The sequence below is a fragment of the Amycolatopsis sp. AA4 genome, from assembly GCF_002796545.1.
GTDB lineage: Bacteria > Actinomycetota > Actinomycetes > Mycobacteriales > Pseudonocardiaceae > Amycolatopsis.
This window is the reverse complement of sequence record NZ_CP024894.1, coordinates 2,015,328-2,030,715: the sequence shown is the minus strand read 5'-3', so window position 1 is coordinate 2,030,715 and position 15,388 is coordinate 2,015,328. Positions and strand designations below refer to the sequence as shown.

Sequence of the window (15,388 nt, the reverse complement as noted above, 5' to 3'; positions counted from 1 at the left end):
CCCGCAGCCGCGGGCGTACAGGCGATAAGGAGCCTGCGATGGCCCAGGAGAACACGTCCCCCGGCACCCCGGCGCCGCACCCGGTGCCGCACGCGCAGGGCGGCGGCCACGCCGCGCCTCCGGTGCCGCCCGCCGAGCCCAGCCCCGCCACCTGGGGCCGGATCGACGGGGAAGGCACCGTTTACGTCTTCACCGCCGACGGCGAACGCGAGGTCGGGGTCTGGCAGGCCGGCACGCCCGAGGAGGGCCTGCTGCACTACGCGCGCCGCTTCGACGACGTGCGCACCGAGGTCGAACTGCTCGAAACGCGGCTGAACTCCGGGGCGGGCGACCCGAAGCACGCTCTCTCCAGCGCCACCCAGATCCGCGACGGGCTCGGCGAGGCGGCCGTGGTCGGCGACCTCAAGGCTCTCGGCGCGCGGCTCGAGTACGTGATCGGGCTGGCGGAGAAGGCCCTGGTCCACGTCAAGCACGAGCGCGAGGAAGCCCGCGCGGCGGCCGTGGCGCGCAAGCAGGCGCTGGCCGACGAGGCGGAGAAGATCGCCGCCGAGTCCACCCAGTGGAAGGCCGCGGGCGACCGGCTGCGCGCGATCCTCGACGAGTGGAAGACGGTCAAGGGCGTCGACCGCAAGACCGACGACGAGCTGTGGAAGCGCTTCTCGAAGGCGCGCGAGGCGTTCAACCGCCGCCGCGGCTCGCACTTCGCCGAACTGGACAAGCAGCGGGCGAGCGCGAAGCAGCGCAAGGAAGAGCTGATCGCCGAGGCCGAGGCGCTGTCCGACTCGGACGACTGGGGAGCCACCGCGGGCCGGTACAAGGACCTGATGGCTGAGTGGAAGGCCGCCGGACGCGCGCCGAAGGACAGCGACGAGGCGCTGTGGCAGCGGTTCCGCGCGGCCCAGGACGCGTTCTTCGCCCGCCGCTCGGCGGTGTTCTCCGAGCGCGACGCGGAGTTCGCCGGCAACGCCCAGCGCAAGGAAGAACTGCTGGTCGAGGCCGAGAAGATCGACGTGGCGGCCAACCTCGAGGCGGCCAAGTCGGCGCTGCGCCGGATCCAGGAGCAGTGGGACGAGATCGGCAAGGTCCCGCGCGAGCGCATCCGCGAACTGGACGGACGGCTCAAAGCGGTGCAGGACGCGGTGAAGTCGGCCGAGGACAGCCGCTGGCGCCGCACCGACCCGGAGGCGCAGGCGCGCGCCGCGCAGTTCCGGGAGCGCGTCGAGCAGTTCGAATCGCAGGCCGCCAAGGCCCGCGCGGCCGGGGACGAGCGGCGGGCGAAGAAGGCCGAGGAGCAGGCCGCCCAGTGGCGGGAATGGATGGAGGCCGCGGAAGCCGCGGTCGCCGATCGCTGAGCTGAGCACTAAAAGGGCCGGTACCCGCGGGTACCGGCCCTTTTCAGGTCCGTGAAGGGAACCCTGAGGGACTCAGAGTCCGTGAGGGTTCCCCTCACGGACGTTTGCCGGAAGCGCTCAGTTGCGCGAGAAAGCCGTCCGCATCCACAGCGTCGCCAAGACGATCGTCGCGATCCACGCCACGATCATCCCGATGCCCGGACCGCCTCCGGCCGCTCCGCTGGCGTGCGCGGACTGCTGCGACCAGATCGCCAGCAGGCCGTCGACCGAGGCGAACCAGCCGCCCGCGGCGCAGCACCACGCGACCCACCAGCGGCGGGACACGAGCGCGACCGCGCCGATGAACAGGCCGACGCCGGTGGACGTCACGGCGAACAGCTGCGGGACCCCGCCCGCCTCGCCGGCCAGCGTTTCCCAGCCCGCGCGGCCCTGCGCCCACGGCAGGATCTGGGCCACCAGCAGCACGAACATCAGCACCGAGATGGTGAACCCGCGCCTGCCCAGCTCCACCGTGCGCGCGGCGCGGCGGCCCGCGTCGTCGATCTCGTCGCTCAGCCTGGGGTCGACCTCGGCCGGCGTTCCCGGTTCGCTCATCCTGCGCACCCGCTCACCGGGGCCGGCTGCGCCGCCGGGGCTCCGAAGCCCGGCAGTCCCAGGGTGACCCCGCTCGTCTTGGGCCGAAGACCGGCTTCGGCGTTGTCGCCCGCTCGCGTGCGGCGATGGGTCAGGAGGTCGCCGTCGGCGACGAGGTGATGCGGCGCGCCGTAGCTGATCACCGTCTCCACGACGTCGCCCGGGCGGACCGAGCGGTCGACGGCCGAGCCGGTCGGCGTGAAGTGCACCAGCCTGCCGTCACGGGCGCGCCCGCTCATCCGGTGCGTCTCCGCGTCCTTGCGTCCCTCGCCCGCGGCGACCAGCAGTTCGACCCGGCGGCCGACCAGCTTCCGATTCTCTTCCCAGGAGATCTCGTTCTGCAGCTCGACCAGCCGGTCGTAGCGTTCCTGCACGACCTCCTTCGGCAGCTGCTCCGCCATCTCCGCGGCGGGCGTGCCGGGACGCTTCGAGTACTGGAACGTGAACGCGCTGGAGAACCGCGCGGCGCGGACGACGTCGAGCGTCGCCTGGAAATCTTCCTCGGTCTCGCCGGGGAAGCCGACGATGATGTCGGTGGTGATCGCGGCGTCCGGCATCGCGGCGCGCACCTCGTCGAGGATGTTCAGGAACCGCGCGGACCGGTACGACCGGCGCATCTCGCGCAGCACCCGGTCCGAACCGGACTGCAGCGGCATGTGCAGCTGGTGGCAGACATTCGGGGTCTCGGCCATCGCGTCGATCACGTCCGAGGTGAACGCGGCCGGATGCGGCGAGGTGAACCGCACGCGCTCCAGCCCGTCGATCCCGCCGGTCGCGCGCAGCAGCTTGCCGAACGCGAGCCGGTCGCCGAACTCGACGCCGTAGGAGTTCACGTTCTGGCCCAGCAGGGTCACTTCGAGCACGCCCTCGGCGACCAGCGCCTCGACCTCCGCGAGGATCTCTCCGGGACGACGGTCGCGCTCCTTGCCGCGCAGCGACGGCACGATGCAGAACGTGCAGGTGTTGTTGCAGCCGACCGAAACCGACACCCAGCTCGCGTAGGACGATTCGCGGCGCGCGGGCAGCGTGGACGGGAACGTCTCGAGCGATTCGAGGATCTCGACCTCGGCCTCGGCGTTGTGCCGCGCGCGCTCCAGCAGCGTCGGCAGCGAGCCGATGTTGTGCGTCCCGAAGACGACGTCGACCCACGGCGCGCGCTTGACGATGTCGCCGCGGTCCTTCTGCGCGAGACAGCCGCCGACCGCGATCTGCATGTCCGGATTGGCGACCTTGTCCGGGCGGAGGTGCCCGAGGGTGCCGTAGAGCTTGTTGTCCGCGTTCTCCCGCACGGCGCAGGTGTTGAACACGACCAGATCCGGCTTCGCCTGCCCGGCGGCGGGGACGTAACCCGCTTCCTCGAGCTGTCCGGCGAGCCGTTCGGAGTCGTGCACGTTCATCTGGCACCCGAACGTGCGGATCTGGTACGTTTTCGCGTTCATCGCCGTCCAGCCTAAACCCCGCCGCCCGCGCCGGACCCGGCACCCGCCCGGCGGACGCAATGCGGCGGTATCCGCGACGCGCCTCGCTCCGCATTCCGCTAATCGGGAAATGTGCCGTTGACCGGGAACGGAAATGCACCGGAACGGCCAACCGGTACAATTTTCTCTATTGTATTCCACGCCCTCCCGAAGATAAGATCGTCGCCATTGTTTCCGAATCGGACCGCCGCCGCTCTGGAGGAAATGTGCGCAAGGTTTTCGCCTGCTCCGCGGCCGCTGTCGCGAGCGCGCTCGTCGCCGCCGCCGCGCTGGCGGCCGCCCCGGTCTCCGCGCAACCGGTCCCGCAGTCCGTCACCTGGTCGGCCGACCCCGCGGACGGCGTCGGGGCGTTCAACTCGATCCAGTGCGCCGACGGCCACTTCAAGACCGCGACCGACTCCGCGAAGGGCAAGGTGTGGGTCGCCGAGCAGCTCGCCCAGGAGGAACGCTGCGAGGCGGTCGGCCCCGACCTCGCCGCGGGCAAGACCTTCTATCTCGGCTGGTCGTCGAAGTACCGCATCACCGACTCCACCAGCCGTTACGTGTTCCAGCTGAAATGCAGCCCGAGCGACGGCACTGCGAACCATCCGATCGTCCTCAAGATCTCCGGCGGCAGGCTCCAGCTGGAGGACTGGACGACCGACCACACCAGCGTCAAGCTCTGGGACGCGCCGGTCTCGAACGACCAGTGGCACGACATCGCCTTCCGGATCTCGACCGACCGCACCAAGGGCACGATCCAGTTCTGGTTCGACGGCAAGCGGCAGACGTTCTCCGACGGGTCGGCCACCTACACCGGCACCACGATCGACGGCACGCGCAACTACCTGAAGTGGGGCGTCTACCACCAGGCCGACCAGACGGCGACGCAGTGGCTCACCAAGATCCGGATGGGCGGCAGCCTGGCCGACGTCACCGGCTGACCTCTGGCACCATCGCTGCATGCGATGGAGGCTGACGGCGGCGCTGGCAGTGCTCATGGTGCTGCTGAGCGGGTGCGGGCCGAGCTTCGCGAACCTGCACCTGCGCGTCGCGGCCGGGTCGGTGGGCGGCGTCTACCACGACCTCGCCGGGCCGCTGGCGGCGGCGTGGGCGGGCGAACTCGGCATCGAAACGCCCGAGGTGCTCGCCACCCAGGGGTCGCGCGACAACCTCAACCGAGTGCTTTCCGGGGGCGCGGACGTCGCGTTCGTCGCCGCGGACCTGGCCGCGGACGCGGCGGCCGCGCACCCCGGCAAGCTCGCCGCGCTGGCCCGCATCCACGACGACTACCTGCACATCGTCGTCCGCAAGGATTCGCCGTACACCTCGGTGTCGATGCTGCGCGGCCGCCACATCGCGGTCGGCTCGCCGGAATCGGGCGTCGAGTACATCGCCGACCGGGTGCTGCAGGTCGCCGGGCTGAAAAGCTCGGTCTCGGTGAACCAGCTGAGCCTGGAGGAGTCGCTCACCGCGCTGGCGGACCGCAGGATCGACGCGATGTTCTGGTCCGGCGGGCTGCCGACGCCGCTCATCACCGAGTACAACCGCAAGGTCGGCCTGCGGCTGCTCGACATGTCCAGCCTGATGCCGGGCATGCAGCGGTTCAGCCCGGTGTACGGCACCGCGACCATCCCCGGCAGCACCTACGACCAGCCCGGTCCGGTCACCACGCTGGTGGTGCCGAACTTCCTGGTCGTGCCCACCTCGATGTCGGCCGACGTCGCCGAAGCGCTCACGAAGGGCCTGTACGACGCCCGCCCGCGGCTCGCGGCGGTCAACCGGGCGGCGCTGTCGATAGACGTGCACCCGGGCATCGAGACCGCTCCGCTGCCGCTGCATCCCGGCGCGCGGGCGTATTACCGCGCGGAGAAGGTCTAGCGCGCGACCGGGAAGTCCATCGCGACGCACAATCCGCCGCCATCGGGCAGCGACAGCTGGATCTCCCCGCCGGAATGCCGGACGATCTCGGTCACGATCGCCAGCCCCAGCCCCGACCCGGGCACGTTCTGGTGCGCCGTGCTCCGCCAGAACCGGTCCGCGGCCCGCTCCAGTTCGTCCTCCCGCAGCCCGGGGCCGTGGTCGCGGACCGAGACCGTCACGCGGTCCCCGGCCACGCTCGCGGCCACCTCGACGGAAGTACCGGAAGGGCTGAACTTGAGCGCGTTGTCCAGCAACGCGTCGAGCACGACCTCCAGCCCGCGCGGAGGCACGAGCACCCGCGCGCCGTCGACGTCCACCGCGCTCTCCAGCGAGACCTCGCGAGCCGCCCCGACCACCGACCAGTCGGCGACGCGATCGGCGATCACCTCGGCGAGATCCTCGGACACCAGCTCGCCGCCCGCGGCTTCCGCACGGGCCATCGACAACAGCTCGTCGAGGATCTGGTTCAGCCGTTTGGCGTCCACCTGCGCGGCTTCGAGATCGGCCGCGGCGGTTTCGTCGGTCACCTGGCCGTCGAGATTGCCCAGCCGGATCTTCAACGCGGTCAACGGATTGCGCAGCTGGTGCGAGGCGTCGGCGACGAACGCGCGCTGCGCGGCCAGCGCTTCCGACACGCTCGCCGCCATCCGGTCGAACGACCGCCCCAGCTGCCGCAGCTCCGGCGGGCCGCCGCTCTCCCCCACCGGCTCCGCCTCCCGGCCGCTGACCACGGACGCGACCAGCGCGCCCGTCGCCTCGTCCAGCCGCCGGACCGGACGCAGCGTCCAGCGCACCACCGGCAGCGCGACGAGCAGCGCGAGCCCGAACGCGACCAGCGCGCACGCGGCCAGCAGCAGCCACTGCCACAGCAGCTGGGTGCGGACGTGGTCGGTCGCGGACTCCGTCACGACCGCGCCGCGCACCTCGCCGTCGATCAGGATCGGCTCGGCCAGCACCAGCGGTTTGGTCGCCCACGGCATCAGCAGCGGCCCGGCCTCGGGCGGACGGGCGGCGAGCGCCTCGTTCACCGGCACCCGGATCGCGTCCCGGTCGACGGAGCCGCTCGCCGAGCTCAGCACCGGGTCGCCGTCCTGGTTCACCACGACCACTTTCACGCCGTACACCTCGGTGTACCGGCGCAGTTCCGGTTCCAGCAGGCCGAGCTGGTTGTCCAGCAGCGGACGCTGGGCCAGCGAGGCGAACCGCGAGGTGTCGGTGAGCCGGTCGAGGAAGAGCTTCTGCTGGAGGCTGCTCGCGAGGCTCAGCGCGAGCGGGATGCCGAGCCCGAACACCAGCAGCGCGACGAGCGTGACGACGATGCCCTGCAGCCGGACGCGCACCGGTCAGTCCCGTCCGCTGCCCAGCCGGTAGCCGACCCCGCGGACCGTCTCGATCAGCGCCGGACGGCCGAGCTTGGTGCGCAGGGTCGCGACGTGCACGTCCAGCGAACGGCTCTCCGCCGCGCCGCGGTGCCCCCACACCTCGTTCAGCACCTGCTCGCGCGAGCAGACCGCGCCGCCCGCCGCAGCGACCAGCGCGAGCACCTGGAACTCCTTGCGGGACAAGGCGATCGGCTCGCCGGCCACCAGCACCTCGTGCCGGGAGAGGTCGATCCGGACGTCGCCGACCTCCACCACCGGCACGGACGGCGCGGGCCGTTCGACGCGCCGCCGCCGCACCGCCTCGACCCGCGCGAGCAGTTCCTCCACGTCGTAGGGCTTGACCAGGTAGTCGTCGGCGCCGGCGCGCAGGCCGTGCACCCGGTCGTTCACCTCGCCGCGCGCGGACACGACGATCACCGCGACGTCGCTGACCGCCCGGATCTGCCGGCAGAGCACCACGCCGTCGACGTCGGGAAGGCCCAGGTCGAGCAGGATCACGTCGACGTCGTGGACCCGGTCGAGCACCCCGGCCCCGGACGGCAGCCGCTGCATGGCGAGCCCGCGGCGGACCAGGGCGGGCACGAGCGCCCCGGCGACCCGGTCGTCGTCTTCCACCAGCAGCACGCGCACGCTTGCTCCTCCCGGTGATCCAGACCACGGTAGCCGGACTCTAAGGCGCCACGCCCGCGGACACGGTGCGTGGCGGCGGCCACAGTCCCGACTAGGCTGAACGCAGCCACGACGGCCGCATCCGATACATAGTTGAAACCCTAAGTATTGCTCAAGCCGTCTTTACAAGAGATGTCCCGGTAGTAGGTTTCCGCAAGCGTTGCGGAACCCCGGTTCCGCGGACGCCGCTGACCAACGGAGCTCTGGAGGCCACGATGACCACCGAGGTGGCGACGCCGATGATCAAGGCGGCCGCCGTGAACAAGTACTTCGGCGATCTGCACGTGCTGCGCGAGATCACGCTCGAGGTGCCGCGCGGCCAGGTCGTCGTCGTGCTCGGGCCGTCCGGGTCGGGCAAGTCGACGCTGTGCCGCGCGATCAACCGGCTCGAGCCGATCAACTCCGGCGAGATCGCCGTGGACGGCGTGCCGCTGCCCGCCGAGGGCAAGGCGCTCGCCGCGCTGCGCGCCGACGTCGGCATGGTCTTCCAGCAGTTCAACCTCTTCGCGCACAAGACGATCCTCGAGAACGTCATGCTCGCGCCGGTGAAGGTGCGCCGGACCGCGCAGGCGGAGGCCCGCAAGACCGCGATGGAGCTGCTCGAGCGCGTCGGCATCGCGAACCAGGCCGACAAGTACCCGGCCCAGCTGTCCGGCGGCCAGCAGCAGCGCGTGGCGATCGCCCGCGCGCTCGCGATGAAGCCCAAGGTGATGCTCTTCGACGAGCCGACCTCGGCGCTGGACCCGGAAATGGTCCAGGAGGTGCTGGACGTGATGACCGGCCTGGCGAAGGACGGCATGACGATGCTCGTGGTCACGCACGAGATGGGCTTCGCCCGCCGCGCCGCCGACCGCGTGATCTTCATGGCCGATGGCGAGATCGTCGAGGACACGACGCCGGAGGAGTTCTTCACCAAGCCGAAGTCCGACCGCGCCAAGGACTTCCTCGGCAAGATCCTGACCCACTGACCCGTTCGGGGGAATCCCCCGGCGCCCCGAGCCCGAGGTGGCTGTAATCGGCCGTGTCCGACGGCCGGACCCCGACCGGCACCGACGTTCCCGGACAGATGTTTCCCGGACAGATATTGGAGAGACTGACATGAGGATCCGCACCCTCGCGGCCGCCCTGCTCGCCGGCGGGCTGCTGCTCACGGCCTGCGGCAAGGAAGGCGCCCCGACCGGCTCCGGCGGCGACGCCAACACGAACACCGCCGCCCTGCCGACCTACGAGGTCGCCAAGGACGTCAAGCTCGACGGCTCGCCGATCTTCGCGAAGATCAAGTCCGCGGGCACCATCACCATCGGCGTCAAGGACGACCAGCCCGAGCTGGGCCAGAAGGACCCGAAGACCGGCAAGTTCCAGGGCTTCGACATCGAGATCGCCCGGATGGTCGCGGCGGGCCTCGGCATCAGCGAGGACAAGATCAAGTACACGACGGTCGACTCGGGCGCCCGCGAGCAGGCCATCTCCAACGGCCAGGTCGACCTCTACGTCGGCACCTACACGATCAACGACAAGCGCAAGAAGCTCGTGTCGTTCGCCGGCCCGTACTTCCAGGCCGGGCAGGACCTGCTGGTGCGCAAGGACGACACCTCGATCACCGGCCCGGAGACCCTGAAGGGCAAGAAGGTCTGCTCGGTCACCGGGTCGACCCCGATCCAGCGCGTGCGCGAGCAGAAGCTGACCGACCAGATCGTCGAGTTCCAGAAGTACTCGCAGTGCGTGGAGAAGCTGACCACGAAGGACGTCGACGCGGTCACCACCGACGACGCGATCCTCAAGGGCTACGCGGCGCAGGACCCGGACAGCTTCAAGGTCGTCGGCAAGCCGTTCTCGAAGGAGCCCTACGGCATCGGCCTGAACAAGGACGACAAGGTGCTGCGCGACAAGATCGACGACCTGCTGCAGGCCGCCGAGACCAACGGCACCTGGAAGAAGATCTACGACGCGACCCTCGGCAAGTCCGGCGCGCCCGCGACGCCGCCGGCCATCGAGCGGTACTGACCTGATCCGGCGGCCGGTGGGCGAAGCTTTCGCCCACCGGCCGCCGTACACCCACTATCGGCACACGGACGCGGGGAAGGCTCCATGGACGTCCTGCTCGACAATCTGGACCTCTTCGGTCCGTTCTTTCTCACCACGATCGAACTGTTCCTGATCGCGGGGGCGTGCAGCCTGGTGCTGGGCACGATCCTCGCCATGCTGCGGGTGAGCCCGGTCCCGGTGCTGCGCGCGATCGGCACGACGTACGTGACCGTCCTGCGCAACACGCCGCTGACGCTGGTGTTCGCGTTCCTCGTGTTCGCCTACCCGCTGCTCGACATCGTCAAGATCGACTACTTCCCGACCGCCGCGGTGGCGCTGACGATCTACACGTCCGCGTTCATCTGCGAGGTCGTGCGCTCCGGCATCAACACGGTGCCGCTCGGCCAGGCCGAGGCGGGCCGCGCGCTGGGCCTGTCCTCCGGGCAGATCCTCGGCGGCATCGTCCTCCCGCAGGCGCTGCGGTCGGTCGTGCCGCCGCTCGTCAGCATGCTCATCGCGCTGCTGAAGAACACCACGATCGCCAGCGGGTTCTCGGTCGCCGAGGCCGGCGCGATCCGGCAGTACGTGTCCGAGCGCGGCGACAACCAGATGATCGCGCTGCTGTGGGTGGCACTCGGCTTCATCATCCTCGTGTCGGTGCTGTCGCTGGTGCAGCGCAGCCTGGAGAAGCGCTGGAGCGTGGCCCGATGAGCACGGTTCTTTTCGACACTCCCGGCCCGAAAGCGCGGATGCGGCACCGGCTCTACGCGGTGCTGGGCATCGTCGTGGTAGCCGCGCTGATCGCGTTCATCGTCTACCGTTTCATCGACAGCGGCCAGTTCGCCGGCCGCAAATGGGAGTGGCTGCAGTACGCCCAGGTCCAGAGCGACCTCGCGAACGCCGTCCTGGCGACCGTGAAGGCCTTCGCGCTGGGCGCAGTGCTGGCCATCGTGTTCGGCGCGGTGTTCGCCGCCGGACGGCTGTCCGACCACGCGTGGGTGCGCGGGGTCTGCACGTTCGTGGTGGAGTTCTTCCGCGCGATCCCGCTGCTGATCCTGATGTTCCTGTTCTACTACGGCCTCCCGACCCTCGGCGTGGACACGTCGCCGCTGTTCGCGGTCGTGCTCGGCCTGACGCTGTACAACGGCTCGGTGCTGGCGGAGGTGTTCCGCGCGGGCATCCTGGCCCTGCCGAAGGGCCAGAGCGAAGCCGCGTACGCGCTCGGCATGCGCAAGACCCAGGTGATGTTCACGGTCCTGCTGCCGCAGGCGCTGCGCGCGATGCTGCCGACGATCATCAGCCAGCTGGTGGTGCTGCTCAAGGACACCGCGCTCGGCTTCCTCGTGACGTACCCGGAGCTGCTGTACTACGCCCGCTACATCGGCAGCCAGGGCGCCTTCGGCCGTCCGATCGTCCCGTCGACCCTCGTGGCCGCCGCGATCTACATCGCGATGTGCCTCCTGCTGACCGCGCTCGCGACTTACCTGGAGCGGCGCAACCGGCGCAGCAAGAAGCACCTCGACACCGGTGCCAAGGACGCGGCGGAACTCACTACCGCGGCTACGGGCGGGGTGCGCGGAGGGCCGTTCTGACGGTCTCTTGTTTCGCTTGAAGCCCCTGGCGCTGCTTTCTTTGCGGCGCTGGGGGTTTCTTGTTTTATGCGCTTGTTCCGTGTGCGGTCGGATGACGCGGCTGGTACAGGGGCAGAGCGGTGCCGCTGGGGAGGCGGATCGACACTCGCTTGCCCCATGCCGCTGTGATGGCCTCTCCGTCCACCTCGGCTCCCTTCTCGGTCAGGTGGCGGACTGTTTCGTCCAGGTCGTCGCACATCAGGTAGAACTCTTGCTGTGGCGTCCCTTCGGTCGGGTGCACCGCGAGTTCCGTTGGGGGCAAACGGAAAATGAGCCAGCCGTCGCCCGCGTCGACGTGGCCTAGCTCTAGTACGTCCCTGAGGAACTCGCGGTCCGCTGCTGCGTTGTTGCTGTAGAGGATCACGTGGGCGCCGGTGATCATGGTTGCCTGTCCTTCCGGAAGTCCTTTGTGTACAAGGAAATCGCTTCTTCGTGCGATCGAGCCGATCGAGTGATGCCGTCCGGTCGCTGGTCCTGCTAATGTTGATCTCATTGAAGTAAGTCCATCGCAGGTGATGTGAGCCCACGAGCGTTCTCGTAGCGGCCGTCGCGATTTTCCTTCTCTCTCAGTGCGTTTGGCCAGCGCACTGGTCGGCGTGGTCGCGCCTGCGCGCGGTGAGATCGCGCTGCCAGAACACGGAAATCGCGGCGTCCCGCGCGGACGATCGCCGCCGAGGTCAAGCCGCCCGGATCTCCCCGGCGACCCGCCGTCACGACCAGGTTCATCAGACAAGGAGGACCGCCTATTGCCCACCCACAACTGAATACGCCCGCCGCGCATGCGTGCGCAGGCCCGTGCCCGGCGAGGGAACTGGTCCGCTGCCCGCGAACGAGCTGGCCCGCCGCTCGCCAGGGCAAGGCCATCGCCATCGGCAAGCAGGCCCACGTCTCGCGAACATGCGAGCCACCTCGCATGACGAAGCAGGCCCACCGCCCGCAAGCAACCAGGCCTGCCTTCCGCGGACGAGCCAGCCCGCCGTCGGCCAAGCCCAGGCTCGCCGTCTCCGCAGGAGCGGACTCGCCATGGACGTGAGCCAGGCCCAACGTCGGCGAACGAGCAGGCCCGCACCGGCAAACTCCACGCCCACTCCGCGGGGAGGCGGAGGCTCGCCATCGGCGAAAGCCCAGGCCAGCCGTCGATGACCGAGCAGCCCGCCGTCGGCGAAAGCCCGGGCCCACCGCTCGCGACCGAGCCAGCCCGTCGCTCGCAAGGGCAAGGCCATCGGTCACAAGGCAAGCCATCGCCACGGGCAATCGGGCCCACGTCTCGCGAACATGCGGGCCACCTCGCATGGTGAAGCAGGCCCACCGCCCGCAAGCAACCTGGCCCGCCTCCCGCGAACGAGCCAGCGCGCCGTCGGCGAAAGCCCACGCCAGCCGTCGACGACCGAGCAGCCCGCCGTCGGCGAACACCCGGGCCCACCGCTCGCGACCGAGCCAGCCCATCGCTCGCAAGGGCAAAGCCGGTGCCACGGCCAAGCAGGCCCGCGTCCCGCAACCATGCGAAACCACCCCGCACGACGAAGCAGGCCCGCCACCCGCAAGCACCCAGGCCCGCCACCCGCGAACGGGCAAGCCCGCGGCCCTCACACCACCAGGTCCGCGACCCCGGCCGCCCCAGCGGACGTCACCGGTTCCGGCGGAACAGCTTGTCCCCCAGCCAGACGATCGGGTCGTACTTGCGGTCGGCGACGCGTTCCTTCATCGGGATCAGCGCGTTGTCGGTGATGTGGATGCCTTCCGGGCACACCTCGGTGCAGCATTTGGTGATGTTGCAGAACCCGAGCCCGTGCTCGTCCTGCGCGGCGTCTCGGCGGTCGGCGACGTCCAGCGGATGCATCTCCAGCTCGGCGATCCGCATGAGGTAGCGAGGGCCGGCGAAAGCCTCCTTGTTCTCCTCGTGGTCGCGCACGACGTGGCAGGTGTTCTGGCACAGGTAGCACTCGATGCACTTGCGGAACTCCTGCGAGCGCTCGACGTCCACCTGCTGCATCCGGTACTCGCCGGGCTTCAAGCCCTCCGGCGGGGTGAAGGACGGGATCTCGCGCGCCTTCGTGTAGTTGAACGACACGTCGGTGACGAGGTCGCGGATCACCGGGAAGGTGCGCATCGGCGTGACCGTCACGACCTCGGCCTCGGTGAACGTCGACATGCGCGTCATGCACAGCAGCCGCGGCCTGCCGTTGATCTCCGCCGAGCAGGAGCCGCATTTGCCTGCCTTGCAGTTCCAGCGCACCGCGAGATCCGCGGCCTGGGTGGCCTGCAGCCGGTGGATGATGTCGAGCACGACCTCGCCCTCGTTCACCTCGACGGTGAAGTCCTGCAGGTCGCCGCCGGTCGCGTCGCCTCGCCACACGCGGAACTTCGCCTGGTAGCTCACGCGGTCCTCCCGGGGTGGGTCTCCAGCTCGGCGTCGGTGAAGTACTTGCCCAGCTCGTCGAGTTCGAACAGCTCGAGCAGGTCCGGGCGCATCGGCGCCTGTTCCTTCACCGCCACGTCGACGTCCGGCACCAGCGGGTTGTCGCCCGGCCGCGCGGAGCAGACGAGCAGCCGGTGCCGCCATTCCGCGTCCATCGACGGATAGTCGTCGCGGGTGTGGCCGCCGCGGCTTTCCGTGCGGGTCAGCGCCGCACGGGCGACGCATTCGCTCACCAGGAGCATGTTCCGCAGGTCGAGCGCGAGGTGCCAGCCGGGGTTGAACTGCCGGTGGCCCTCCACCGTCACCTGCCGCACCCGGCCGCGGATTTCCGCGAGTTTTTCCAGCGCCTGCCGGATCTCCCCGGCCTTGCGGATGATGCCGACGAGATCGTTCATCGACTGCTGCAACTCGGTGTGCAGCGTGTACGGATTCTCCGGCGTGCCGTCAGCGGGCGGGTTGAACGGTTCGAGCGCCATCGCGGCCGCGGTGTCCACATCGGACTGCGAAACCGCGGGCCGGTCCTTGAGTCCGTCCACATAGGACGCCGCACCCAGCCCGGCCCGCCTGCCGAACACGAGCAGGTCCGACAGCGAGTTGCCGCCGAGCCGGTTCGACCCGTGCATGCCGCCGGAACACTCGCCCGCGGCGAACAGGCCGGGCACGCTCGCCGCGCCGGTGTCCGGGTCGACCTCCACGCCGCCCATCACGTAGTGACAGGTCGGGCCGACCTCCATGGCCTCCTTGGTGATGTCGACGTCGGCGAGTTCCTTGAACTGGTGGTACATCGACGGCAGCCGCCGCTGGATCTCCTCGGCGGGCAGCCGGCTCGCGATGTCGAGGAAAACGCCTCCGTGCGGGGACCCGCGCCCCTCCTTGACCTCGGAGTTGATCGCCCGCGCCACCTCGTCGCGCGGCAGCAGGTCCGGCGTGCGGCGGTTGTTCTCCTGGTCGGTGTACCAGCGGTCGGCTTCGTCCTCGCTGTCCGCGTACTGGCCCTTGAACACCTCGGGCACGTACTCGAACATGAACCGCTTGTCCTCGGAGTTCTTGAGCACCCCGCCGTCGCCGCGCACGCCCTCAGTGACGAGAATGCCCTTGACGCTCGGCGGCCACACCATCCCAGTCGGATGGAACTGCACGAACTCCATGTTGATCAGCTTCGCGCCGGCACGAAGGGCCAGCGCGTGCCCGTCGCCGGTGTACTCCCACGAATTCGACGTCACCTTGAACGATTTGCCGATGCCGCCCGTCGCGAGCACCACCGCAGGCGCCTCGAACAACACGAACCGACCGCTCTCGCGCCAATAACCGAACGCGCCCGCGATCGCGCCGTTGTCCAGCAGCAGCTCGGTGACTGTGCACTCGGCGAAAACCTTGATCCGCGCCTCGTAGTCGCCGTACTTCTTGAAGTCTTCCTGTTGCAGCGAAACGATCTTCTGCTGCATAGTGCGGATCAGCTCGAGCCCGGTCCGGTCGCCGACGTGCGCGAGCCGCGGATACGTGTGCCCGCCGAAGTTGCGCTGGCTGATCCGCCCGTCCGCGGTGCGGTCGAAGAGCGCGCCGTACGTCTCCAGCTCCCAGACGCGGTCCGGCGCTTCCCGGGCGTGCAGCTCGGCCATGCGCCAGTTGTTGAGGAATTTCCCGCCGCGCATGGTGTCGCGGAAGTGCACCTGCCAGTTGTCGTTCGAGTTCGCGTTGCCCATCGACGCCGCGCAGCCGCCCTCGGCCATCACCGTGTGCGCTTTGCCAAACAGGGATTTGCACACCACCGCGACGCTGAAACCGCGTTCGCGCGCTTCGATCACCGCGCGCAGACCGGCGCCGCCGGCACCGATCACCACCACGTCGTAGCTGTGCCGTTCGACCTCGGTCATGGAATAAGCCACCTCACGAGCTG

Annotated in this window: 14 protein-coding genes; 7 read left to right on the top strand and 7 right to left on the bottom strand. The window is 69.6% G+C overall.

Features of this window, described 5'->3' with window-relative positions; all coding sequences use genetic code 11:
• The first annotated feature begins 38 nt into the window (after nt 1-38).
• Nucleotides 39-1,352, top strand: coding sequence for a DUF349 domain-containing protein (locus CU254_RS09710; protein ID WP_009075112.1), 1,314 nt, complete (start codon nt 39-41; stop codon nt 1,350-1,352).
• 117 nt (nt 1,353-1,469) lie between these two features.
• Here CU254_RS09710 and CU254_RS09705 read toward each other — a convergent pair whose 3' ends face one another.
• The gene (locus CU254_RS09705; protein ID WP_009075111.1) at nt 1,470-1,946 is read right to left on the bottom strand and encodes a membrane protein; all 477 of its coding nucleotides are present in this window, start codon (nt 1,944-1,946) and stop codon (nt 1,470-1,472) included.
• Complete coding sequence (gene miaB / locus CU254_RS09700) at nt 1,943-3,424, bottom strand: tRNA (N6-isopentenyl adenosine(37)-C2)-methylthiotransferase MiaB (protein ID WP_009075109.1); 1,482 nt, start codon at nt 3,422-3,424, stop codon at nt 1,943-1,945. The genes CU254_RS09705 and miaB overlap by 4 nt, the downstream gene beginning before the upstream one ends.
• Nucleotides 3,425-3,669: 245 nt before the next feature.
• Between miaB and CU254_RS09695 the strand changes: the two genes are divergently transcribed.
• Both CU254_RS09695 and CU254_RS09690 read left to right on the top strand, forming a co-directional pair.
• Complete coding sequence (locus CU254_RS09695; protein ID WP_037713102.1) at nt 3,670-4,386, top strand: heparin lyase I family protein; 717 nt, start codon at nt 3,670-3,672, stop codon at nt 4,384-4,386.
• A gap of 19 nt (nt 4,387-4,405) precedes the next feature.
• Nucleotides 4,406-5,323 (top strand): TAXI family TRAP transporter solute-binding subunit, encoded by a 918-nt coding sequence (locus CU254_RS09690; protein WP_009075107.1) that lies wholly within the window; start codon nt 4,406-4,408, stop codon nt 5,321-5,323.
• Here CU254_RS09690 and CU254_RS09685 read toward each other — a convergent pair.
• Together CU254_RS09685 and CU254_RS09680 are read right to left on the bottom strand one after the other, a co-directional pair.
• A complete protein-coding gene (locus CU254_RS09685; RefSeq protein ID WP_009075105.1) occupies nt 5,320-6,705 on the bottom strand; it encodes a HAMP domain-containing sensor histidine kinase in 1,386 nt (461 codons plus the stop codon). The two genes, CU254_RS09690 and CU254_RS09685, sit on opposite strands and share 4 nt — an antisense overlap.
• A 3-nt stretch (nt 6,706-6,708) precedes the next feature.
• Nucleotides 6,709-7,377 (bottom strand): response regulator transcription factor, encoded by a 669-nt coding sequence (locus tag CU254_RS09680; RefSeq protein ID WP_009075103.1) that lies wholly within the window; start codon nt 7,375-7,377, stop codon nt 6,709-6,711.
• Nucleotides 7,378-7,655: 278 nt separating this feature from the next.
• Between CU254_RS09680 and CU254_RS09675 the strand changes: the two genes are divergently transcribed.
• The 4 genes from CU254_RS09675 to CU254_RS09660 all read left to right on the top strand — a co-directional run bounded on the left by CU254_RS09675 (nt 7,656) and on the right by CU254_RS09660 (nt 11,033).
• Nucleotides 7,656-8,384 carry an amino acid ABC transporter ATP-binding protein gene (locus tag CU254_RS09675; RefSeq protein ID WP_199786198.1) on the top strand — a complete coding sequence of 243 codons (729 nt, stop codon included), beginning with the start codon at nt 7,656-7,658 and terminating at the stop codon, nt 8,382-8,384.
• A 130-nt stretch (nt 8,385-8,514) separates the two neighbouring features.
• Nucleotides 8,515-9,420 (top strand): glutamate ABC transporter substrate-binding protein, encoded by a 906-nt coding sequence (locus CU254_RS09670; RefSeq protein ID WP_009075099.1) that lies wholly within the window; start codon nt 8,515-8,517, stop codon nt 9,418-9,420.
• A gap of 84 nt (nt 9,421-9,504) precedes the next feature.
• Nucleotides 9,505-10,152: an amino acid ABC transporter permease gene (locus CU254_RS09665; RefSeq protein ID WP_009075097.1), complete on the top strand. Its 648-nt coding sequence runs from the start codon at nt 9,505-9,507 to the stop codon at nt 10,150-10,152.
• Nucleotides 10,149-11,033, top strand: coding sequence for an amino acid ABC transporter permease (locus tag CU254_RS09660; protein WP_009075095.1), 885 nt, complete (start codon nt 10,149-10,151; stop codon nt 11,031-11,033). Before CU254_RS09665 ends, CU254_RS09660 begins: the two co-directional genes overlap by 4 nt.
• A gap of 64 nt (nt 11,034-11,097) precedes the next feature.
• Here CU254_RS09660 and CU254_RS09655 read toward each other — a convergent pair whose 3' ends face one another.
• From CU254_RS09655 to CU254_RS09645, 3 genes are all read right to left on the bottom strand, one after another.
• Entirely contained in the window at nt 11,098-11,454 is a 357-nt protein-coding gene (locus CU254_RS09655; protein ID WP_009075093.1) for a VOC family protein, read from the bottom strand.
• A 1,245-nt stretch (nt 11,455-12,699) separates the two neighbouring features.
• Nucleotides 12,700-13,452: a succinate dehydrogenase/fumarate reductase iron-sulfur subunit gene (locus CU254_RS09650; protein ID WP_009075091.1), complete on the bottom strand. Its 753-nt coding sequence runs from the start codon at nt 13,450-13,452 to the stop codon at nt 12,700-12,702.
• Nucleotides 13,449-15,365, bottom strand: coding sequence for a fumarate reductase/succinate dehydrogenase flavoprotein subunit (locus CU254_RS09645; protein ID WP_009075089.1), 1,917 nt, complete (start codon nt 15,363-15,365; stop codon nt 13,449-13,451). Before CU254_RS09645 ends, CU254_RS09650 begins: the two co-directional genes overlap by 4 nt.
• Between the last annotated feature and the right edge of the window lie 23 nt (nt 15,366-15,388).